The organism is Facklamia sp. P12937, from assembly GCF_050409505.1.
Taxonomy (GTDB): Bacteria; Bacillota; Bacilli; order Lactobacillales; family Aerococcaceae; genus Facklamia.
The window spans coordinates 1-22,012 of record NZ_JBNUPI010000007.1 but is presented as its reverse complement, the minus strand read 5'-3'; the positions used below and the strand labels follow the sequence as shown (position 1 = coordinate 22,012).

Genomic DNA, 22,012 nt, shown 5'->3' with positions numbered 1-22,012 from the left:
CCTCCTCAGTTTTTTCAATCATAATAGACATTATCTTACGAATTTCTCATTTTGTCTAGTAAATCCCTTGCAATCTGAGAGTTAAAGCTTTCTCTTACTTTTAACAATTTAACTAATAGGTCGATTTCATCGGCTTTGGCTCCCACTTGTATCGCTAAGCTACGAGCCTGCAATCCCATATGACCCTTTTGTATACCTTCGGATACGATGGCTTTTAAGGCTGCAAAGTTTTGGGCTAAACCGACAGAAGCAACAACTTGAGCTAACTCTAAAGCATTAGGATTTCCCATTAAATTTAAAGACCACTTTGCCATTGGATGAATGGATAAGGTCCCCCCCACCGTAGCGACTGGAAGAGGAATGTCCATATGTCCGCTCAATTCAGCCTTCTTAGAATCATAAAACCACTGACTTAAACCTCGATATTTTCCTTCTTTACATGCAAAGGCATGAACACTCGCTTCTACCGCACGCCAATCATTTCCTGTAGCAATCAAAACCGCATCCACTCCATTCATAATCCCTTTATTATGAGTTGTGGCACGGTAAGGATCCAATTGGGCATAGTCACTAGCCATAGCAATTTTTTGGGCAATAGGATGGGCTCTATCTAAATTTATATCTATACGCTCAATAGAAAGAGTCGCTTCCACCTTAACAAAATTTTGTGGATTGTAATTTGAAAGAATTGCCATTAAAACCTTGCCACCAATATCTTTTTTTATCTCAAAGGCTAATGCTTCCAAAACAGTATTTAAAGAGTTGGCTCCCATAGCTTCACAAGGGTCAAATAGTAGATAATAGGAATGGTAGAGCGTCTGATTGCTACGATAAGCCGAATACTCAATATCTAAAGGTCCCCCTCCTCTTTCTACCATCCGATAAGCTACTTTTTTAGCAAAGCTCAACCACCCCTCTTTATGCTTGTTAAGAGCTTGTTTCGCTTCAGCTTCTGTCCAATCAGTTAAAACAATTTGTCCTTTAATTGTTTTACGGTCTAAATGCGCTTTAATATTACCCAAATGTTTGGCGCCATTGGATGCCGCAGCTATTACCGATGGTTCTTCTGTTACCATCGGAACTATGTAGTCCTTTTTGTTCACTTGAATAGTCGGTAATATCCCCATTGGAAGGCCATAAGTGTAGAGATAGTTTTCAATCATCTGATTGGCTCTTTTTTCATCTAATATAGGAAAATCCATCTTATTTTCTAAATAAGGGGAAATATTTAAACGTCTTTCCTGTAATGATTGACGGTAAAATTTCTTAAGTGTCATTAAATGCTCCTCATAAAAAAACACAGGTAGAAAAATCTACCTGTGCAAGTAATTTAAAAATTATTTAGTCCCGAAGATACGGTCACCAGCATCACCAAGTCCTGGTAGAATATAGGAATTCTCATTTAAGCGCTCATCCAAGGCAGCTGTGAAGATATCAACAGTTGGAAAAGCTTCTTGCAAAGCCTTCACTCCTTCAGGAGCAGCCACTAAACATACGAATGTAATGTGCTGCTTATCAACGCCATATTTCTCAGTTAATTGTTTAAGAGCCGAAATGGCAGATCCTCCTGTAGCTAACATTGGATCGACTACAAATACTTGGCGATCTTTAATATCAAGAGGAAGCTTAGCAAAATATTCAACAATCTCTAATGTATCATGCTCACGATACAAACCAATGTGACCCACGCGAGCAGCGGGGACCAAAGATAAAATTCCGTCTACCATACCTAATCCTGCACGAAGAATTGGAACAATAGCCATTTTCTTACCAGCAATTTGTTTTTGCTTAGTAACAGCTAGTGGTGTTTCAATTTCAACTTCTTCAAGCGGTAGGTCGCGTGTGATTTCATAAGCCATCAACATAGCAATCTCATTGGTTACTTCACGAAACACTTTAGTTGAAGCGTTCTTATCGCGAATAATGGTTAGTTTATGTTGAATTAAGGGATGATCAACTACCGTAAATTTTGCCATTCTTTTTCCTCCTAATCTAAAGTATCTTAGTGATAAGCGTTAAGAGGCTTGTCAGCTACAATTGCTTCTGCTTGCTTACGTAGTTCAGCAAGTTCAGACTCTTCGGCTTTAAGAGCCTTAACAATAATTTCAGCAATTTCACGTGCTTGATCTTCTTTAATACCTCTTGAAGTAATTGCTGGTGTTCCCACACGGATACCTGATGTTTCAACAAATGAACGTTGGTCATTTGGAATAGAGTTCTTATTAACAGTGATTGCAACTTCTTCTAAACGGTTTTGTGCCCACTTACCAGAAACATCAAAGCTTGTTAAGTCTAATAACATTAAGTGGTTATCTGTACCACCTGAGATAACGCGTAAGCCACTCTCGTTAAATACTTCTGCCATAGCAGCAGCATTCTTAATAACTTGTTGTGCATACTCTTTAAATTCAGGTTGTAAAGCTTCACCAAAGGCAACTGCTTTAGCTGCAATAACGTGCTCTAAAGGTCCTCCTTGGATTCCTGGGAAGATAGCAGAGTTTAATTTCTTACCATATTCTTCTTTAGAAGTTAAGATCATGCCACCACGAGGACCTCTTAAAGTCTTGTGAGTAGTAGTTGTAACTACATCCGCGTAAGGAAGTGGATTTGGATGTAAACCAGCCGCTACTAAACCAGCGATATGCGCCATATCAACCATTAAAATAGCGCCAACTTCTTTAGCAATCTTTGCAAATCTTTCAAAGTCGATTGTACGTGAGTAGGCAGAAGCACCCGCAATAATCATTTTTGGCTTCTCTTCACGCGCAATTTTTTCTAAAGTGTCATAGTCTAGCTGTTCATTTTCATCAAGACCATAAGCTAACATATGATATGATTGACCAGAGAAGTTAACTGGTGAACCGTGAGTCAAGTGCCCACCTTGAGATAAGTCCATACCTAATACTTTATCTCCTGGTTCTAAGAAGGCACGGTAAACAGCTAAGTTAGCTGAAGAACCTGAGTGAGGTTGAACGTTAACATAAGTTGCGCCAAATAATTCTTTGGCACGATCAATTGCTAATTGTTCTAGGATGTCTACGTATTCACACCCACCATAATAACGACGTCCTGGATATCCTTCAGCATATTTATTGGTTAGGATTGACCCTTGAACCTTCATAACATCTTCAGATACAAAGTTTTCTGAAGCAATTAATTCGATACCATGCGTTTGACGTTGGCGTTCTTTTTCAATTACCTCAAAAACTTCTGCATTAATATTTGACATATATACACCCTCCAAAAAAATAGTTACAACATTTAGTTGTAGTTTAATTATAACATAAATGACGACGCTTTCGTAACCCTATTCATGAAAGCAAGTGTTTTCTCATCATTTTCTAATCCTTGAACATAAATTTTCTCTGCCGGACCTTTTTCTAGAGCCCTAAGTCCAGAAAATAAATGTTGTGAAGCGCTCTGCCAGTCATTCGGTTGACCCAATGAATAACTATCGACAACCTGGGGCCATTCTTTCAAACCATCAATAATAGCATTATCAGCCAAAATGCCTATCTTCATCGATTCTTTATTGACTAATTCAACCCATTCTTCTATTTTTCTCGGAAATGCTATCAGGTAAACCGGTTGTTTGGGACTATAATGACGATATTTGACTCCTGGGGAAGCTACATTTAAGTTAGCCAATTGCATTTTTTCAGAAACAATCTGAACAGGACAGGCTGTTTTAGCTTGAATCTGACTAGGCGTGATATGGCCTGGTCGTAAGACATCCACTCTATCCTCATGGGGATAGACAACTGTCGACTCAATACCCACCTCCGTTAAAGCTTGGCCATTATTTAGAATTCCAGCAATTACACCTCTAAAATCATGTAGTACATGCGCCAAGCTCGTCGGACTTGGTTTGCCAGATAGATTTGCTGACGGACCTACTAGTGGGGTTCCCACTAAGTCAATTAATTCTAAGGTGAGAGACTGATTAGGCATCCGAATAGCTACGCTTTGCTTACCGCCAGTCACGTTATCAGCTACTTTGCCTTTTTTAAGTGGAAAAATAATCGTTAAAGGTCCCGGCCAGAAACTATCCATCAATGATTGAGCGATGGGGGAGATTTCATTCACTAGTTCTTCAACTTGATCTTGATTGGCAACATGCACGATTAAGGGGTTGTCATTAGGACGGCCCTTTGCTTTAAAGACTTTTTCCACAGCTACTGGATTTGTGGCAATAGCCCCTAATCCATAAACCGTTTCGGTTGGAAAAGCGATTAATTCCCCCTTTTTTAGTAGTTCTGCTGCTTGAGGCAAGCTTTGCTTATCAAAAATTAGAGTCTTCATTTAAATCCTCCTCTCGCATCAAAGATACATATCGATCTTTACCCGCAAAATCACGTCCAATTTGAATAAAAGCCGCTGGAAAAGCGTCTTGTAATATCGTCTTAACAGCCAGTCCTTGGGCAAAACCTATTTCCAAAAAAACACCGGCTCTTGGTTTTAAGTGTGAAGGTAATTGCTTAGCTAAAGCTTTATAAATGGCTAAACCTTCATCTTCCGCAAACAAGGCGGATTGTGGTTCATATTTTTTTACAGAAGCATCCATTAAATCCAACTCACTTTGAGCAATATATGGTGGATTAGAAACGAATACATCAAATTGAAAATCTGGCTTAAAGGCTTGCATCAAGTCTGAATGGACAAATTGAATATTCACTTGATGGTCATTAGCATTTTTCTTAGCTAGTTGAAGGGTTGCTTGTGAGAAATCACTAGCATATACTTCCCAAGTTGGTAAAGCTTTCTTTAATTCAATAGCAATTATGCCTGAACCGGTTCCTAAATCGATTACTTTGCCTGGAGGCAGCTGACGCATATAAGCCAGCGCTTTTTCAACTAAACCAGCCGTTTCTTCTCGTGGGATCAAGCAAGCCGGACTTACCTGATATTTGTGGTCCATAAAATAAGTGTAGCCGCTAATATACTGTATCGGTTCATCATTTACTATCCGGTGGAGAGCAGAATCAAATTGGCTGGCTAGACCTTGTGAAATCGGTTGATTTAAAAACTTGACGGTCTGACTTAAATCCCAATCAAACAACTGCATCCAATAATAGCGCGCCAAATTTGCATCGTGGCCGTGTTGATTCAAAAAAAATGAAGCCTTTTGGAGGGCTTCATTTAAAGTTAGTTCTTTATGCTCCTTGACCATTGAGCTCCTCCAACTTTTGCGTTTGGTCATATACAACAAGGGCATCAATGATTTCATCGATATTGCCTTGCATAATAGAATCGAGTTGCTGAATGGTTAAGCCAATCCGATGGTCGGTCACACGGTTTTGTGGATAATTATATGTGCGAATTCGTTCAGATCGGTCTCCAGTACCTACTGCCAACTTTCTTTCAGAATCAAAAGCTTCTTGCTTTTCAGACTGCAGAATATCGTAAACACGTGTTCTTAATACTTTCATGGCTTTTTCTCTATTTTTTAATTGTGATCGCTCATCTTGCATAGCTACCACAACTCCTGTTGGGATATGGGTCATTCGAACAGCTGAAGCTGTCTTGTTAACGTGCTGTCCACCAGCACCAGAAGCATGATAAATATCCACACGGATATCATTTTCATCTAAATCAAAATCGATTTCCTCTTGTTCAGGCATTACCACTACTGTAGCAGTGGATGTATGAACCCGACCTTGCGATTCGGTTTCTGGTACACGTTGCACTCTATGTGCACCGTTTTCGAATTTTAGTTTGGAGTAGACTTTTTCGCCTGTAATCATTAAGGTTACTTCTTTGTATCCTCCAATGCCTGTAATATTGGCTGACATTAGTTCGACTTTCCAGCCCTGGGCTTCAGCAAACTTGGAGTACATAGTTAAAAGATCCCCTGCAAATAGTTGTGCTTCATCCCCACCGGCTGCTCCTCGAATTTCCATGATAATGTTTTTGCCATCATTAGGATCTTCTGGCAACATCATCAATTTAATTTCTTCTTCTAATTGATCTTTTTCTTCCTTCAAATCAGAAAGTTCTAACTTGGCTAATTCTGCCATATCAGGGTCTAAATCGCCCGCTAACATTTCTTCTGTATCTGATAGTTCTTCATTGACTTGTTTATAACGACGAATTTTAGCTACCTTGGGTCTTAAATCGGATTCCTCAATCGATAACTTTCTTAATCGATCCGAATCAGATATAATTTCTGGATCACTCATCATTTCGATTACTTCCTCAAAACGGAAGATTAATTGATCTAATTGTTCAAACATGACATTCTCCTCAATCTACTTATTAAAGTCTTTTTTTAAATTTTTCCAGGGTTTTTATAACATTTACGACAAACAGGTAAATAAGCTTCATTGCCCCCTATTTGAATTTGGTCTCCTTCATAAACTGGTTGACCATCAAGAAACCTTAAATTCATAGTGGCTTTTTTATGACAGAACCAACAAATTGTTTTAATTTCTTCGATTTTATCAGCATAAAGGAGCAAATATTTTGACCCTTCAAATAGTTCATTGGTAAAATCATTTTTCAAACCAAAGGCCATGACCGGAATATTTAACTCATCGACAACCTTAGCTAATTCAATGATATGGTGTTTCTTTAAGAATTGTGCCTCATCAACCAAGACACAAAAAAGGCGGTCTTTTTGGTGAGAAGCCTTAATCTTTTCATAAAAGTTATCCTCATCAGAAATCGGAATAGCTTGTCGATTGAAACCTGTTCGTGAAGAAACAATCCCTACCCCGTCACGGTTATCTATTGCTGAAGTATAGATTTGCACAGCTTTGTTTTGTTCTTCATAGTTATGAGCAACTTTAATAATTTCTATTGATTTACCTGAATTCATTGCTCCATATTTATAATAAAACTTAGCCATTACCATGCTCCTCTTGTCTGTAGTTTAATTCAACCTATTCATAATAGGTTATTTTTATTTAGAAAGTCAATCCTTCACACACTATTCTATTCTATCACATCCTATCACTTGTCAAAAGAGATTCTTTCTTCCAAATTTACTTGAGGACTGATAGAATAATATTACTTGTATATTATGAAAAGTTGAGGTGGTAGCATGCCATTACGTAGCCAAATCGCTCGTATTATTGGAAAGACAAGCCGTTATTTATTAACTAAATTCACTCAAGGAGGGTCCTCCTTACCTGGAAAAATTGCCCTTACTATAGAACCCGATCTCTTAAAAGAATTAGCCAACAATTATCAAGTTGTGGTTGTTACTGGCACAAACGGAAAAACGCTAACAACCTCTTTAATTGTTGAAATTTTAAAAGAAGTAGAGCCCTTAGTCATTACCAATCCCTCTGGATCAAATATGCATCAAGGAATAGTAACTACGTTTTTACAAGCCCCTCGCTTAAAAGATGGCCAAAAAGGAATAGCCATTTTAGAAGTCGATGAAGGCTCTTTAAGCCATGTGGTTAAAGCCATCCAACCGGAGTATTTTGTTTTTACAAATATTTTCCGCGACCAGTTGGATCGTTTTGGTGAGCTTCATACTATTTTTGATTTATTAAAAAATGCTGCTAAAAGTGTGCCTACAGCCAAAATTATTGCCAACGGCGATCTACCAATGTTTAATTCATTAGAAATAGAAAATGAGAAAATTTTCTTTGGTTTTGATCATCAAAAGGATGAACGGATTGTTCCGCATCATAATACCGATGGTTTACTTTGCCCAATATGCGATCATATCCTAACCTATAAAATGATTACTTATGCTAATTTAGGTAAATATTATTGCGAACATTGTGGTTTTAAACGTCCCAAATTAACTTATACCGTCGATCAAATTAATGAGCTGGCGCTTACCCACTCCCAATTTTCGATTAATGGCCAGTCCTTCACTTTACCAGTTGCTGGTAAGTATAATATTTATAATGCTTTAGCCGCTTATTCATTGACTAGAGAGTTAGGGTTAGATGATAGTGAGATTCGACAAGCTTTTGAAAAAGCTAAGAAAGTATTTGGTCGACAAGAAAGTATTCAAATAAAAGACAAAAAGGTTCTACTTAATTTGGTGAAAAATCCGGTTGGTTTAGATCAAGTACTAGAACTGATTACTTTTGATCATCAACCCTTCACTTTAGTCAATATTCTAAATAATCAATATGCTGATGGGACAGATGTTTCATGGATTTGGGACGGTAATTATGAACGATTAAAGACCATGCCAGTCGCTGAAGTCATCACCGCTGGTGATAAAGTAGATGATTTGACCAAGCGAATTATTGTTGCGGGAATTGATGAAAATCAAATTAAAAAAGCTCACTCAATAGAAGAAATTTTCCAGCTGATTGAGCAAGCCAACACAGAAAACATTCATGTTTTAGCAACTTATACTGCCATGCTTCAATTAAGAGAAGAACTAAAAAAGCAGGGCTATCTAAATCATTGAGAGGAAGAAGTGAATGAGAACTTTTAGAATTTGTCACTTATATGGTAATTTACTTAATACATATGGTGATAATGGAAATTTACTGATGCTTCAATACCATGCCCAAAAAAGAGGGATGGATGTATTAACTGAAGTGGTAACAATTGATGACCCTTTTGATCCTACTGCCTATGATTTAGTCTTTTTTGGTGGTGGACAAGATTACGAGCAAAAGGTAATTGCTAAACAGATCCAATCCATCCGACCTGGTTTGCAAGAATTCATTGAAAAAGATGGTGTCGTTCTAGCAATTTGTGGTGGTTATCAACTCTTAGGTCATTATTATGTTAATGCTAAAGGAGAAAAATTACCGGGACTTGGTATTCTTGACCATTTTACTGAAAGACAAATTAACCACCGCTTTACCGGTGATACCAAAATCTATTCTGACTATTTTAAGCGCGAACTCATCGGGTTCGAGAACCACAATGGTGTGACTCATTTAGGAAAAAATCAAAAAGCTTTCGGAAAAGTCATTCAAGGATATGGGAATAATGGTAAAGACCAAACTGAAGGGACCCATTACCGCAATACTTTTGGCAGTTATTTTCACGGTCCCTTATTAGTTAAAAACGATTGGTTGACTGATGAGTTAATTGATTTAGCTCTTTCTAATCAACAGACTCCTAAAGTTGAAGCCTAAGGCAATTAAAGCCAAAGGCTTCAACTTTTTTCTAGTTAGCTTTAATAAGAGTCACCCTCATGTTAAAATAAATGATAATGATTCTAAAAAGGAGTATATTATGTCAAATATTCTTGCAGTCAAAGATCTTACTATTCAAAGTTCAAAGAAAACAATTATTTCTGACTTGTCTTTTAAGATTGAAAAAGGGGATTTTGTTTCTATCAATGGCCCTTCTGGATCAGGAAAATCAACCCTCTTAAAAGAAATTGTTTACTTAAATGCCCCTAACCTAAGCCGATCAGGATCTATTTTTTTTGAAGAGAAAGAAATTGACCAGTATCCACCCATTGAACTGAGACAAAAAATTTCCTACTGCTTCCAAACAGCTCAATTGTTTGGTCGAGATGTATGGGATAATTTGTCCTTCCCTTATGAAATTCGCGATTTACCCGCTGATAAAGATCGTATTGTTCAATTATTGCAAGAAGTAGAACTTTCAAGCGATTATTTAAGCAAAGAAATTAATAGTTTATCTGGAGGAGAAAAACAACGGGTTGCTCTTATTCGAAATTTAATTTTTCCGCCGGAAATTTTATTATTAGATGAAATTACCTCTGCTCTTGATCAAAGAACCAGAGAAATACTATGGCGTTGGCTACTCAACTATATTGACAAAGAAGGAATTACTACTCTTTTAATTAGTCATTTAGACAAGGACCACCAGCTTGCTAATCGCGAAGTTTATATATCGAAAAATATCGATGAAAGCGAGGAAGAATAATGACTCAGAATCTTCAAGTTAGTCCGCTTACTTTAGCCCTTTCTTTTTCCCTTGTTTTAATAACCTTTTATATTTCATATAAAGAACAACTGGACCTTTGGAAAGATTTATTGATTGCCATAGTAAGAGTTATTTTACAATTATTAATTGTAGGCTATGTCTTAGAACAAGTCTTCTCTATCGATAACGCTTTGCTTACTGTAGCCATGGTTGCGGTTATTATTTTCAATGCCGCTTGGAATGCTTCTAAGCACGGTAAAGGAATAAATAAAGCCTTCGCCATTTCTTTATCAGCAATCGGAATTGGATCACTCACTAGTTTAGCAATATTAGTCTTATCTGGTTCTCTAAAATTTACCCCTTCCCAAGTGGTTCCAATCACAGGGATGATTTCTGGGACGGCCATGACGGCTCTCGGTTTAACCTATAGAAATTTGAAACAGCTTTTTGAAGATCATAGACAGGCATTTCTAGAAATGCTAGCCTTAGGAGCAAGTCCACAGCAAGCTAGCACGCATATTAAAAAACTGGCCGTTAAATCTGGTATTCAGCCAACCATCGATAGCGTGAAAACTACAGGAGTTGTCACCTTGCCGGGTATGATGTCGGGTTTAATTTTTGCCGGTGTCGATCCAACCAAGGCAATTATGTATCAAATGATGATCTCCTTTACTTTATTAGGTACCACTTCACTGGTCTCAGCAACTTCCGCTCATTTAGCTATTCGTACTTTTTTCAATGATCGCTATCAATTAACCTTCATGCCAGAAAATGATAAAAAATAAAGTAAAATAAAATCCCCAAGAGGGGTTTCTTGGGGATTATTCTATACTCGATATCTTAATTGGCCATCTAAGTAGGTTGCTTGTAAGTCAGCATTTTGATTAAGAACAATAAAATCAGCTGCTATATCTTTTCTTATTGAGCCACATTCAGCTTGAATTCCGACAGAACGCGCTGGATTTAGACTCGCCATCCGAATTGCTTGGTCGACTGTTGCTAGTTCCCATATAATCATGTTTTGAACGCCTTGTATCAGTTCTAGAATAGAGCCCGCGAGGCTTCCTCCTTCAACTAATCGCGCTGTTCCTTCGCTTACCATTACATCAAACTCACCTAAACGGGAGATGCCTTCTCCCATGCCACCGGCTCGCATACAATCTGTAATTAAAACTGTCTCTTCTAGTCCTCTAGCTTTAAGTGCAATTTCAATAGCAGCTGGGTGAACATGGTGGCCGTCGGCTATGATTTCAGCAAAAACATCTTTCAAGCTAAGTGCCGCGCCAACCATACCAGGATTGCGATGGTGCAAACCTGACATACCATTGTATAAATGAATAAAAATATCAGCACCTGCCTCTACTGCAGCTTTTGCTTGATCATAACTAGCATCTGAATGGGCAAGTGCAGTATGGACTCCTTGGGCTTTGGCATATTCAATAAATGGAATGACTCCTTGACGTTCTGGTGCAATTGCAATTTTATTGACTAAACCCCCTGACAATTTTATCCATTCACTTAATGCATCAATCGAGGGATCACTCATGTATTTGGGATTTTGTGCCCCTTTATATTTTTCTGTAAAGAAAGGTCCTTCTAAAAAGATTCCTCGGACTTTAGCTCCCTGACAGGTTTGATAATTTGTTTTGATCATCGAACATACTGCATTTAAACGCTCAATCGAATCGGTTAAAGTTGTTGGCAAAAAGGAGGTCACTCCGCAAGTCAATAATTGGTCAGAAATATGGCGCAGACCTTCAGGATCATTATCCATAATATCGTAACCTTGATAGCCGTGGATATGTGTATCCACTAAACCAGGAGCAATTATCAGATTCTCATAATCTTTTATTCGCTCAACATTTGCTGGCAAATCACTCACAATTTCGCCAAACTTACCCTCATCTGTTACTTCAAGAAAGGCTTCCTCAACTACTGAACTATCTAATATAATTTGCTTTGCTTTATAGTATTTACTCATACCATCACTCCTCTTACTACATATTATACTTGTTTTTGAAAATTATAGAATAATTTTGCTAATAACTATGCTGTGATGAGATAGATAAGTTTATATAGGAGTTTAAAATTGATTAAAGCAATAGGTTTTGACTTAGATGATACACTCTATGATCGAAGTGCCATTTATCAGTAGGTATATGAAGCCTTTCAATCAGACAACCCTTATAACATCCCCTTTGATTCTTTTAATCCTGTCTACCAGCATTATTCGAAAAATCTTTACCAATCCTTTATTGCCGATAACTGTAGTAAACTTCATTATCAATTGCAGCGGACTATTGATGCTTTTAGCACTTTCGAGCATGAAATTCACTTAGATCCAGCTCATAGTTTTCTTGATCTATACAAGGATTGCAAAAAATATCTAACGCTTCGTCCAAATTTTCATGAATGCTTGCTCCACCTTAAAGAAAGTTCTGTAGAACTCTTTATACTGACTAAAGGAGCCAATGCTGGTCAAAGGAGTAAAATTGAAGTGCTCGGCTTAAGGCAATACTTTGATGAGGATCAAAATTTCATATCGGAAAACTTGGCTTATTCGAAAGCTGATGTTGAAATTTTCAATAAAATTACTAACTCACTTGCTTGCGCAAAAGATGAAATTATTTATAGTGGAGTTGATTGGACCAATGACATCGAAGGATCTTTAAATAGTGGTTGGCAAGCTATTTACTTTAATGTCCATAACAAACCTGGTAGGAATAATCATCCCTATCTTAAAGCAATCCAATTTGAAAAGGACCTTTGTAATTTACTATCCAATCTTTAAAAAAAATCCGAGCAAATTGCTCGGACTTTTTTTACGTCTATTCATATAAAATTATTGTTCAGAAGTTGTTTCTTCATTTTCTTCTGTTGTATCTGAATCTTCATTTTCATCAGATTCTTCTGTAGTTGTTTCTTCATGTCCTTCAGATTCCTCTGTAGTTGTTTCTTCATGTCCTTCAGATTCCTCTGTAGTTGTTTCTTCGTTAGAAGGAGCATCTTGACCACCATTGTTTGACTCTTGGGGACTAGTTACTGCATTCCCTTCACTATCTACCGCTTCTTCAACTTCACTGCCTTCAACTTTTAGAACTTCTAAAGTTGTAGCATCTAAAGTAATGGTCATCATTTTTCCTTCGGTTGGTTCTTCAGTGTTTTCATAAACAAATACGGCCACTTCAGTGACATCTGTTTCTTCATTAACTGAATAAACAAATTCTAATGCTTCACCCATGCCAGCTTCTTCTTCAGCGGCTTCTTTAATTTCGTCAAAACCAGCAAGATCTTCAAAATCAATAGTAGCTAAAGGCTCATCAGACATTTCCTCTTCAGTATCAGATTCGCTTTCTTCATTGTCTGACATCATATCATCCATTGCATCTTCTGCATCTGACATCATATCATCCATTGCATCTTCTGCATCTGACATCATGTCATCCATAGTATCTTCAGCTTCAGACATCCTATCTTCAACTTCGTTTTCGTCTTCAGGGATTTCTTCTTTCGTACGAGCATCATAAGAAACAGTTACATCTTCCATTGCTTCTTCATCTGTACCTTCAATCGTAATTTCAAATGGATCTACCTCATCCATTTCGTCTTCAGTCATTTCTTCATCTGACATTTCATCTTGGGTCATTTCTTCTTCAGATTCGTCATCAGCCATTCCCATTTCTGACTCGACTTTGACAGATAGATCATCTTCTTCATCTTCTTCTAAAGGTTGGATGATAATACGATTAATTCCAACTTCTGGATAATCTTCTTGATACTTTTTAACGATTTCTTCCAAAGCTTTCTGCATTGGACTTACTTCTTCTTCATCTTCTTCAACTGTTGTTTCTTCCATAGAATCTTCAATCATTGAGTCCACAGTTGTTTCACTATCTTCTTGAGCAAAGATAGATACAGTTGGAGCTATAGCTCCTAAGGTGATAGCGCTCATTGAAATTAAAACTAATTTTTTAAAAGATTTTTTCATTATAAAATCGCTCCTTTGTTCTTCTAGTATGTCTTCATCATACATCCTATATTCTATTTATGCTAGTAATTTGCTTAGAAATAATGATGATTTTTTTAAGAATATTATTCCCATCCCTATTGTAGATGCTTTTATATCAGTGTTTGTCGGAGTTTACTTTTTAATCCACAAACGAACACTCTTCTAATTTTGTTCACAATTTATTCATAATTATTATTTATGAATGAAAAATAGCGTTGGCAAACAAGCCAACGCTATTAAGTCAAAAATTATTGTTTAGCTTTTAATTTCTCAAGCATATCCACTGTCATCTTATCTAAATCATACTCTGCTTTAAAGTTCCATTCTTCTTTAGCAGCTGAAATATCCATTTCATCTGGCCAAGATTTCGCAATGCGCTCTAAAGTTGGATTCACATCGTAAGTCATTTCGAAGTCTGGCATGACTTTACGGATTGATGCCGCAATTTCTTCAGGCTCGAATGACATACCTGAAATATTGAAAGCATTGCGATGAACCAATTTATCAGCATCAGCTTCCATTAAATCAATGATTGCTTGAATAGCATCTGGCATGTACATCATGTCCATTTTTACACCTTGAGGAATATTGCAGACATATTTACCATACTTAATCGCATCATAATAGATTTGCACTGCGTAGTCAGTTGTTCCACCTCCTGGAGGTGTTACGTAAGATATTAAACCAGGGAAACGTACGCCACGAGTATCCACACCAAAGCGAGTATAGTAATAATCACACAGTAACTCACCTGCTACCTTAGTAATTCCATACATTGTTGTTGGGCGTTGAATAGTATCTTGAGGAGTACCAACTTTTGGTGTGTCTGGACCAAACGCACCAATAGATGAAGGTGTAAAAAATTGAAGCTCTAATGAACGAGCAACTTCTAATCCATTTACTAAACCTTGCATGTTAATATCCCATGCTAATAAATGCTTTTCTTCTGCAACAGCTGATAATAAAGCAGCCATATGAATTAATGTGTCTACTTCGTGATTTTTAGCAATAGCCATAAATGCGTCCATATCCATTACATCTAAAATAGCGAAGTTAGGATGATTACAGACTTCATTTCCCTCTACTACACGGATATCTGTAGGTACGACATTTTCTTCACCATACATATCATTTAACTTAACAACTAATTCCGAACCGATTTGGCCTAATGCACCAGTAATTAAGATTTTTTTCATGATTCCCTCCTAGATTACGCCTAATTCTTTACCAACTTTTTCGTAGATGGTAATTGCTTGGTCTAACATCTCTTTAGTATGTGCAGCTGTTGGCATATTTCTCACACGACCAGTTCCGAGTGGTACTGTAGGAAAGACAATTGATTTAGCATAGACTCCTTCTTCTCTTAACCGTTTAGAGAAGGCTTGAGCTAATTTTTCTTCACCTAAAATAACTGGTGTAATTGGTGTTTCCGAGTTGCCAATATCAAAGCCTAATGCTTTTAATTCAGCTTTAAGATAGTTACCATTCTCCCATAGGCGATCGTGTAATTCTGATGATTCCATTAAGATATTAATCGATTCAGTAGCAGCTGCAGCATCCCCCGGTGTTAATGAAGTTGAGAATAGGAATGGACGTCCAGCTACTTTTAACCAGTCGATTAATTCTTGTGAACCCGCAACATATCCACCTACTACACCAAGAGCTTTTGAAAGGGTTCCAATTTGTAAGTCAATCTTATCCGATAGACCGAAATGCTTAACTGTACCCGCACCTTTACCCATTACTCCTGAGCCGTGCGCATCATCAACATAAGTAATTAAGTTGAATTCTTCTGCAATTTCAACAATTTCTGGAATATTAGCTACGTCGCCATCCATTGAGAAAACACCGTCTGTAATGTACATTACTTTTTTGTATAAGCCTGATTCTGTTGCCTCTTTAGCTTTTGCACGTAAATCATCCATGTCTTGATGTTTCACTGGAATGATTTTAGCACGTGATAAACGGCAGCCGTCAATGATTGAAGCGTGGTTTAATGCATCTGAAAGAATAGCGTCTTCTTTGTTCATGATGGCAGAAATAGCAGCCATATTACAATTGAAGCCTGATTGAAAAGCTATTGCAGCTTCTGTTTTCTTAAATTCTGCAATTTTCTTTTCTAGAATATTGTGGACATCCATCGTACCATTAATCGTACGAACCGCACCTGCTCCCACTCCATACTTATCAATAGTTTTTTTAGCTACCTCTTTTAAACGTTCGGAAGTTGCTAAACCAAGATAGTTGTTTGATGATAAATTAATGAGCTCTTGTCCGTTAATTTCAATGATTGGGCCGTTTGCAGAAGATAAGGCTTCGATTTCATTATAGAGATTCTTTTCTTTCTTTTCTGCAATTGCTGCTGATAAAAATTCATGTAAGCTTTGTACCACTTATAGTTCCCCCTTAATACTTTTACTATATTATAAAACGCTTCCAGGTTTAAAGCAAATACAATCGCAATTATGATTAAATCCTTATTGATTTCTCATTATTTTCTTATTCTAAAGCTAAATTAAACTAGTTCCGCTTGTTACTAAAATGTCGCGTCGACTGAACAGCCCTTCTCCAACCTTCATATAAATCTTCACTGCGATTTATTGACATTTTCGGTTTAAAAGTTATAGCGGGTTTAACTAAGCTTTGGATTTCTTCAATAGACTGCCAATAGTCTACTGCTAAGCCTGCTAGAAAAGCAGCCCCCAATGCCGTGGACTCAAGATTGGATAAGCGTGTTACTGCCGTATTTAAAATATCTGCTTGAAACTGCATCAAGTAATTATTTTTACAAGCGCCTCCATCGACTTTTAATTCTGGAATGACGACCCCCATTTCATCCTTTATTACATCAATGATGTCGCGCACTTGATAAGCTAAAGATTGCAAGGTCGCTTTAACGAAGTCAGCTTTATCAGTGCCACGAGTTAAGCCAAACACAGCTCCTCTAGCCTGAGAATCCCAATAAGGAGCTCCTAATCCCGTGAAAGCTGGCACCACATATACTTCATCTTCGTTTTTTGAATGTTGGGCGAGTTCCTCAGATTCAGAAGATTCTTCAATCATCCTTAATCCATCTCGTAACCATTGAATAGCTGAACCCGCTACGAATATAGAGCCCTCAATACAGTATACTGGAGATTGGTTAGGAAATTTATAAGCGATAGAAGTAGATAGCGCATGCTTAGACAGCTTTAGCTCATTCCCAATGTTCATCAATATAAAGGCACCTGTTCCATAAGTTGATTTAACTTGCCCTTTATCAAAGGCGAGTTGACCAATCAATGCTGCTTGTTGATCTCCAGCCATACCAGCTAATGGTATTTCGTGACCGTAAAAATGATAGGTGGCTGTTTTTCCGTATATTTCAGAATTTGATACCACTTGGGGTAATAGTTGAGCAGGTATATTGAATATGTCTAAAAGCTCTCGATCCCATTCCAGAGTTTCAATATTAAATAAAAGGGTACGCGAAGCATTAGAATAGTCCGTAATATGGTGTCTGCCACCTGACAATTTCCACATCAACCAAGAATCTATTGTGCCAAAGGCTAAGTCGCCAGCTTCTGCTCTTATTTGAGAAGTTGGAAGATGGTCTAAAATCCAACGAATTTTACTCGCTGAAAAATAAGGGTCAAGCGGTAAGCCTGTCTTTTTCTTAATAATATCTTCATAGCCACTCTTTTTAAGCGCTTGGCATATTTCGCTTGATTGCCGCGATTGCCAGACAATCGCGTGATAGATAGGCTCTCCGCTTTCACGGTCCCAAATGACTGTCGTCTCTCTTTGATTAGTGACTCCAATTGCTACTATCTGCTTAGGTTGAATATTACCATTAATCAAAGCTTGAGAAATGACGGACTGAACGGATTGCCAAATCTCATTAGCATCTTGTTCTACCCAACCAGATTGAGGAAAAAATTGTTGAAATTCTTTTTGAGCACTGGCTATAAATTCACCTTGATGGTTCACTATGACTGCTCTAGTAGATGTCGTTCCTTGATCGATTGCCATTATATATCGGTCGTTTAACAAAATAAAGCCCCTCTCTTTAATCGCTTAATTGAGTGATTGTATTATAGTTCTTGTCAATATACTTCTCAAGTTTCGTTTAATTAAGACTTGTATTCTATTAATTTAAAGGTATAATTAAGACAAGAATCTTAAATAAGGACAATTGTTGTCAGTGGGAGGTATTATCATCAGACTCAACTCAAATGAAAAGCGTGTTTTGGATTTAATTAAGCAAGACCCTTTTCTTACTCAAACTAAACTTGCTGAAATTTTGAGTATTAATCGATCTACTCTAGCTAATATTGTGTCATCACTTACGCAAAAGCGCTACCTGCAAGGTAGAGCCTATATTGTCAATGAACCAGCTGATATTTTTTGTATCGGAGCTATGAATATTGACCGTATCTTTCAGTTAAAAACACCTTTACTCAAATCCACCTCTAATCCTGTTAACTCAACAGTGACTGTTGGAGGAGTTGCACGAAATGTAGCAGAAAACCTCGGAAGGATGGAACTCTCAGTGAGTTTACTATCTTTAGCAGGTATCGATGCTGATTTTGAAGAAATTAAGGCTATTACTCAGCCCTTTGTGAATTTAGACCATGTGAAATCCTTAGAAAATCACAATACGTCCTCCTACACAGCCATTCTCGATGAAACAGGTCAAATGGAAGTAGCCTTTGCTGATATGGAAATCTGTGATCAAATGAATGCTGAATGGATTACTAGTTTCCATTTACAAATTGAAAATTGTCAATTCATTGCTATGGATCTTAATCTCACTCAATCTGCCGTTGAACAAGTGATGAATATAGCGAAAAAACAGCAAATACCTCTGGTGGTTATTCCAGTTTCCGGACCGAAAATGAACCATCTGCCAGAGAATTTAAAAGGAATTACATGGCTAATTGTCAATCAGGATGAATCTGAAGAATACTTTAATCACAAAGTTAAGACGGAAGATGATTTTATATATCTCGCTGAGCTATGGATTGATCGAGGAGTGGAAAATGTCATTATCACTCGTGGTACTAAACCATTGCTATACTCGAATCAAAAGAAAGAGTTTCTATATTTTCAACCTCCTAATAACCCTCGATTAGTTGATGTGACAGGGGCTGGCGATTCTTTTGTAGCGGGATTAATATACGGGCTCAAAAAAGAATATGCTCCAAGTGAAGCCATTCATTATGGTATTACTAACTCTTATTACACTGTACAATCCCCTTCCACAGTTAGAAAAAATCTTAATGCGAAACTGTTTGAAGAAGAACGTCAATTGATTGGAAATTGTCAAATATTTTAAAGAAAGAGGAATATAACTATGAATCAACCATATAATAAAGAAACAGCTAACGCTATGAATCATCCCCTATTATCCATCTCTAAAGAGGTTCAAGCAGCAATCATTCAACAAAAACCGATTGTAGCCTTAGAATCAACTATCGTTTCACACGGAATGCCTTATCCACAAAATGTTAAAATGGCACAAGAAACGGAACAAATTATTCGTGACCACGGAGCTGTTCCAGCAACCATAGCCATCATGAACGGGCAGTTTAAAATTGGCTTAGAAGAAGAAGACTTGGAAATCTTAGCTACAGCAAAAGATGTGGTCAAAGTATCCAGACGAGACTTAGCCGAAGTAATTGCCAATAAGCAATTAGGAGCCACTACCGTGGCTACAACCATGATTGGCGCTCATCTAGCCGGGATTAAAGTGTTTGTAACCGGTGGAATTGGTGGGGTTCATCGTGGATATACTGAACACATGGATGTATCTGCTGACCTTGAAGAGTTAGCCCAAACTCCTGTTACCGTGGTATGTGCGGGAGCTAAAGCTATTTTAGACTTACCAAGAACCTTGGAATACTTAGAAACTAAAGGGGTTCCGGTTACTGGTTATCAAACCGATTACCTGCCAGCCTTTTATTCTTCAACCTCACCTTACCGCTTGACTAGTAGGGCAGATTCTGCAGAAGAAATTGCCCAGCGAATGGTAGCCGCTGATCAACTAGATTTACAAGCTGGTTTATTGATTGCAAACCCAATCCCTAAAGAATACGAAATCCCTAACGATGAAATCAATGCTATCATTGATCAAGCTTTAATTGAAGAAAAAGAAGCTGGCGTTCATGGTAAGGAATCCACCCCCTTCTTATTAGCAAAAATTGTTGAATTGACTGAAGGACGCTCATTAGAAACTAATATCCAATTGGTTTATAATAATGCAAAATTAGGTGCAGAAATTGCGGTTCAATACCAATTGAAAAACTAATGTGTCTTCCAAAAGTATTTTTAGCCTCTAGTTTGGGTTATTCCTGAATTGGAGGCTTTTATATGTGATCATGAGTGATTAACTTAGAAAGCAAACGCTTGCTTTATCGACCTTATAAAGGTATATTATAGTTAAAACAAATGGAGGTATTCTATGAAAAAATTATTAACACTATCGGCAGCTGCCTTAACACTAGGTGCAGCTACATTACCTTTAGCAACTGTTGTTGCTCAAGAACAAATTTCACCAGTAATCATTACTGACGTTGGTGGAGTGGACGATAAATCATTCAACCAATCTGCTTGGGAAGGTTTACAAGCTTACGGTGAAGAAAATGAATTAGAAGAAGGCCCTGGTGGCTACTTCTATCTTGAATCTAAGTCAGATTCAGATTATGTAACAAACATCAATGCAGCTATCCAAGGTGGATCAAACCTTATTTTTGGTATTGGTTATAAGTTACAACCGGCTATTGATGAAGCAGCTGAACAAAACCCAGATGGACATTTTGTTATCGTAGACTCTGTTGTTGAAAAAGACAACGTAGCTTCTATTACCTTTAAAGACAACGAAGCAGCTTTCTTAGCAGGTGTTGCTGCAGCTATGACTACTAAGACAGACCACATCGGTTTTATCGGTGGAGTTGAGTCTGAAGTAATTGACCGTTTCGAAGCTGGTTTTGTAGCTGGTGCTAAAACAGTTAACCCTGATATCGAAATATCAATCGAGTATGCTGGTCACTTTGCAGATGCTCCTAAAGGAAAGCAACTAGCAGCTTCAATCTACTCTAGTGGCGCAGACATCATTTATCATGCTGCTGGTGGAACTGGCCAAGGTGTATTCTCAGAAGCTAAAGACCGTGTATCAAACGATCCTTCTCAAGAATTATACGTAATTGGTGTAGACTTAGACCAAGACGCTGAAGGCTTAATTGAAATTGACGGTGAAGAGCGTCACTTAACATTAACATCTACATTGAAACAAGTTGGTGAATCAGTGAAAGCATTTGCTGAAAAAACACAAGCTGAAGGTTTTGAAGGTGGCGTTCAAACTTTAGGTTTAGCTGATGGTGGTGTAGACCTTACAACTGAATTCTTAACTGACGAAGTTAAGAAAGCTGTTGAAGACTACAAACAACAAATCATCAATGGCGAAATCGTTGTCCCTGAAAAACCAGGTGAAGAGATGACCTCTAATGAAGATGCTGATGCAGAAAAAGCTGAAGACGAAACAGAAGAAGAAACTGCTGAAGAAACTGAAGCAGAATAATAATTTAAAATTAATTACAAAAAAGAGCAAGCTTGATTTATCTCAAGCTTGCTCTTTTTTCTATTTAGAACTACTTAACGTATATAATAGAAAGTCTTTTGATTGGATTAATTATATTCGACTATTACTTCTAGGAACAATTAGGATAATGTTTTTTCAACTATTGACTTATATTTCAAAATTGCGTAAGATATATGTGTATTTCTATATTGGGGGCGTAGCTCAGTTGGGAGAGCGCTACAATGGCATTGTAGAGGTCGTCGGTTCGAGACCGATCGTCTCCATATAAATAAATATATACTATTAAAAATTTTTATAAACCTTAACATTATAGGTTTTTAATAAAAATAATCACTAAATATTGCATAATATTTCGTGCAACATTCTAGCTCCCTAGGCAAATAGAGAGGACTAGCTTATTTGCTAGCCCTCTTTTCTTGTGAAATTTAGGCTCTATAATAAACAGGGTGGATGGAAGAAAAAAACACTTCCTTCCATCCTATTTTTTGCTACACAAAAACACAAAAGTCCGATCTATTAAAAGTGGTAACTAAAATAGAAAGGACTCTGTGCCAGGACTCATGATATACGAACATTACTCACTATAAAAGACCCTA

The 22,012-nt window shown here is 37.4% G+C and carries 20 protein-coding genes and 1 tRNA gene; 9 read left to right on the top strand and 12 right to left on the bottom strand.

Annotation, left to right across the window (positions count from 1 at the left end):
• Nucleotides 1-35 precede the first annotated feature (35 nt).
• Genes ACQV2R_RS03740 through ACQV2R_RS03710 form a run of 7 tightly spaced genes read right to left on the bottom strand, consistent with a single transcriptional unit; the run spans nt 36 to nt 6,847 of the window.
• Nucleotides 36-1,277, bottom strand: coding sequence for a hydroxymethylglutaryl-CoA reductase, degradative (locus tag ACQV2R_RS03740; RefSeq protein ID WP_428891847.1), 1,242 nt, complete (start codon nt 1,275-1,277; stop codon nt 36-38).
• Nucleotides 1,278-1,337: 60 nt separating this feature from the next.
• Nucleotides 1,338-1,976: a uracil phosphoribosyltransferase gene (gene upp / locus ACQV2R_RS03735; protein ID WP_428873857.1), complete on the bottom strand. Its 639-nt coding sequence runs from the start codon at nt 1,974-1,976 to the stop codon at nt 1,338-1,340.
• Nucleotides 1,977-2,002: 26 nt separating this feature from the next.
• Nucleotides 2,003-3,229 (bottom strand): serine hydroxymethyltransferase, encoded by a 1,227-nt coding sequence (gene glyA / locus ACQV2R_RS03730; RefSeq protein WP_428891846.1) that lies wholly within the window; start codon nt 3,227-3,229, stop codon nt 2,003-2,005.
• Between the two features lie 47 nt (nt 3,230-3,276).
• Nucleotides 3,277-4,302: an L-threonylcarbamoyladenylate synthase gene (locus tag ACQV2R_RS03725; protein ID WP_428891845.1), complete on the bottom strand. Its 1,026-nt coding sequence runs from the start codon at nt 4,300-4,302 to the stop codon at nt 3,277-3,279.
• A complete protein-coding gene (gene prmC / locus ACQV2R_RS03720; RefSeq protein ID WP_428891844.1) occupies nt 4,283-5,170 on the bottom strand; it encodes a peptide chain release factor N(5)-glutamine methyltransferase in 888 nt (295 codons plus the stop codon). The genes ACQV2R_RS03725 and prmC overlap by 20 nt, the downstream gene beginning before the upstream one ends.
• Nucleotides 5,154-6,233 (bottom strand): peptide chain release factor 1, encoded by a 1,080-nt coding sequence (gene prfA, locus ACQV2R_RS03715; RefSeq protein ID WP_428882093.1) that lies wholly within the window; start codon nt 6,231-6,233, stop codon nt 5,154-5,156. Before prfA ends, prmC begins: the two co-directional genes overlap by 17 nt.
• Nucleotides 6,234-6,268: 35 nt before the next feature.
• Complete coding sequence (locus ACQV2R_RS03710; protein ID WP_428891843.1) at nt 6,269-6,847, bottom strand: thymidine kinase; 579 nt, start codon at nt 6,845-6,847, stop codon at nt 6,269-6,271.
• A 195-nt stretch (nt 6,848-7,042) separates the two neighbouring features.
• On the opposite strand from ACQV2R_RS03710, the gene ACQV2R_RS03705 reads away from it, so the two are divergent.
• The 4 genes from ACQV2R_RS03705 (at nt 7,043) to ACQV2R_RS03690 (ending at nt 10,613) form a co-directional block, all read left to right on the top strand.
• Nucleotides 7,043-8,383, top strand: coding sequence for a MurT ligase domain-containing protein (locus ACQV2R_RS03705; RefSeq protein ID WP_428876000.1), 1,341 nt, complete (start codon nt 7,043-7,045; stop codon nt 8,381-8,383).
• A gap of 13 nt (nt 8,384-8,396) precedes the next feature.
• Nucleotides 8,397-9,065 (top strand): type 1 glutamine amidotransferase, encoded by a 669-nt coding sequence (locus ACQV2R_RS03700; RefSeq protein ID WP_428882092.1) that lies wholly within the window; start codon nt 8,397-8,399, stop codon nt 9,063-9,065.
• A gap of 100 nt (nt 9,066-9,165) precedes the next feature.
• Nucleotides 9,166-9,828 (top strand): ABC transporter ATP-binding protein, encoded by a 663-nt coding sequence (locus ACQV2R_RS03695; RefSeq protein WP_428874964.1) that lies wholly within the window; start codon nt 9,166-9,168, stop codon nt 9,826-9,828.
• Nucleotides 9,828-10,613, top strand: coding sequence for an ABC transporter permease (locus tag ACQV2R_RS03690; RefSeq protein WP_428873848.1), 786 nt, complete (start codon nt 9,828-9,830; stop codon nt 10,611-10,613). Before ACQV2R_RS03695 ends, ACQV2R_RS03690 begins: the two co-directional genes overlap by 1 nt.
• A 41-nt stretch (nt 10,614-10,654) precedes the next feature.
• Here ACQV2R_RS03690 and nagA read toward each other — a convergent pair whose 3' ends face one another.
• On the bottom strand, nt 10,655-11,809 hold the full coding sequence (gene nagA / locus ACQV2R_RS03685) for an N-acetylglucosamine-6-phosphate deacetylase (RefSeq protein WP_428891842.1): 1,155 nt from the start codon (nt 11,807-11,809) through the stop codon (nt 10,655-10,657).
• Between the two features lie 306 nt (nt 11,810-12,115).
• On the opposite strand from nagA, the gene ACQV2R_RS03680 reads away from it, so the two are divergent.
• Nucleotides 12,116-12,619 (top strand): HAD hydrolase-like protein, encoded by a 504-nt coding sequence (locus tag ACQV2R_RS03680; RefSeq protein ID WP_428882089.1) that lies wholly within the window; start codon nt 12,116-12,118, stop codon nt 12,617-12,619.
• Nucleotides 12,620-12,670: 51 nt separating this feature from the next.
• On the opposite strand, the gene ACQV2R_RS03675 is transcribed toward ACQV2R_RS03680, so the two are convergent.
• The 4 genes from ACQV2R_RS03675 to glpK all read right to left on the bottom strand — a co-directional run bounded on the left by ACQV2R_RS03675 (nt 12,671) and on the right by glpK (nt 17,869).
• The gene (locus ACQV2R_RS03675) at nt 12,671-13,816 is read right to left on the bottom strand and encodes a hypothetical protein (RefSeq protein ID WP_428874962.1); all 1,146 of its coding nucleotides are present in this window, start codon (nt 13,814-13,816) and stop codon (nt 12,671-12,673) included.
• Nucleotides 13,817-14,085: 269 nt separating this feature from the next.
• Nucleotides 14,086-15,033 carry an L-threonine 3-dehydrogenase gene (locus tag ACQV2R_RS03670; protein WP_428873844.1) on the bottom strand — a complete coding sequence of 316 codons (948 nt, stop codon included), beginning with the start codon at nt 15,031-15,033 and terminating at the stop codon, nt 14,086-14,088.
• A gap of 9 nt (nt 15,034-15,042) precedes the next feature.
• Nucleotides 15,043-16,230: a glycine C-acetyltransferase gene (locus ACQV2R_RS03665; protein ID WP_428873843.1), complete on the bottom strand. Its 1,188-nt coding sequence runs from the start codon at nt 16,228-16,230 to the stop codon at nt 15,043-15,045.
• Nucleotides 16,231-16,357: 127 nt separating this feature from the next.
• A complete protein-coding gene (glpK, locus tag ACQV2R_RS03660) occupies nt 16,358-17,869 on the bottom strand; it encodes a glycerol kinase GlpK (protein ID WP_428873842.1) in 1,512 nt (503 codons plus the stop codon).
• A 151-nt stretch (nt 17,870-18,020) separates the two neighbouring features.
• On the opposite strand from glpK, the gene ACQV2R_RS03655 reads away from it, so the two are divergent.
• From ACQV2R_RS03655 to ACQV2R_RS03640, 4 genes are all read left to right on the top strand, one after another.
• A complete protein-coding gene (locus ACQV2R_RS03655; RefSeq protein WP_428873841.1) occupies nt 18,021-19,154 on the top strand; it encodes a PfkB family carbohydrate kinase in 1,134 nt (377 codons plus the stop codon).
• A gap of 54 nt (nt 19,155-19,208) precedes the next feature.
• On the top strand, nt 19,209-20,126 hold the full coding sequence (locus ACQV2R_RS03650; protein WP_428873895.1) for a pseudouridine-5'-phosphate glycosidase: 918 nt from the start codon (nt 19,209-19,211) through the stop codon (nt 20,124-20,126).
• Between the two features lie 153 nt (nt 20,127-20,279).
• Nucleotides 20,280-21,395, top strand: coding sequence for a BMP family lipoprotein (locus ACQV2R_RS03645; protein ID WP_428873840.1), 1,116 nt, complete (start codon nt 20,280-20,282; stop codon nt 21,393-21,395).
• A gap of 211 nt (nt 21,396-21,606) precedes the next feature.
• A tRNA-Ala gene (locus ACQV2R_RS03640) sits at nt 21,607-21,679 on the top strand.
• Nucleotides 21,680-22,012 lie beyond the last annotated feature (333 nt).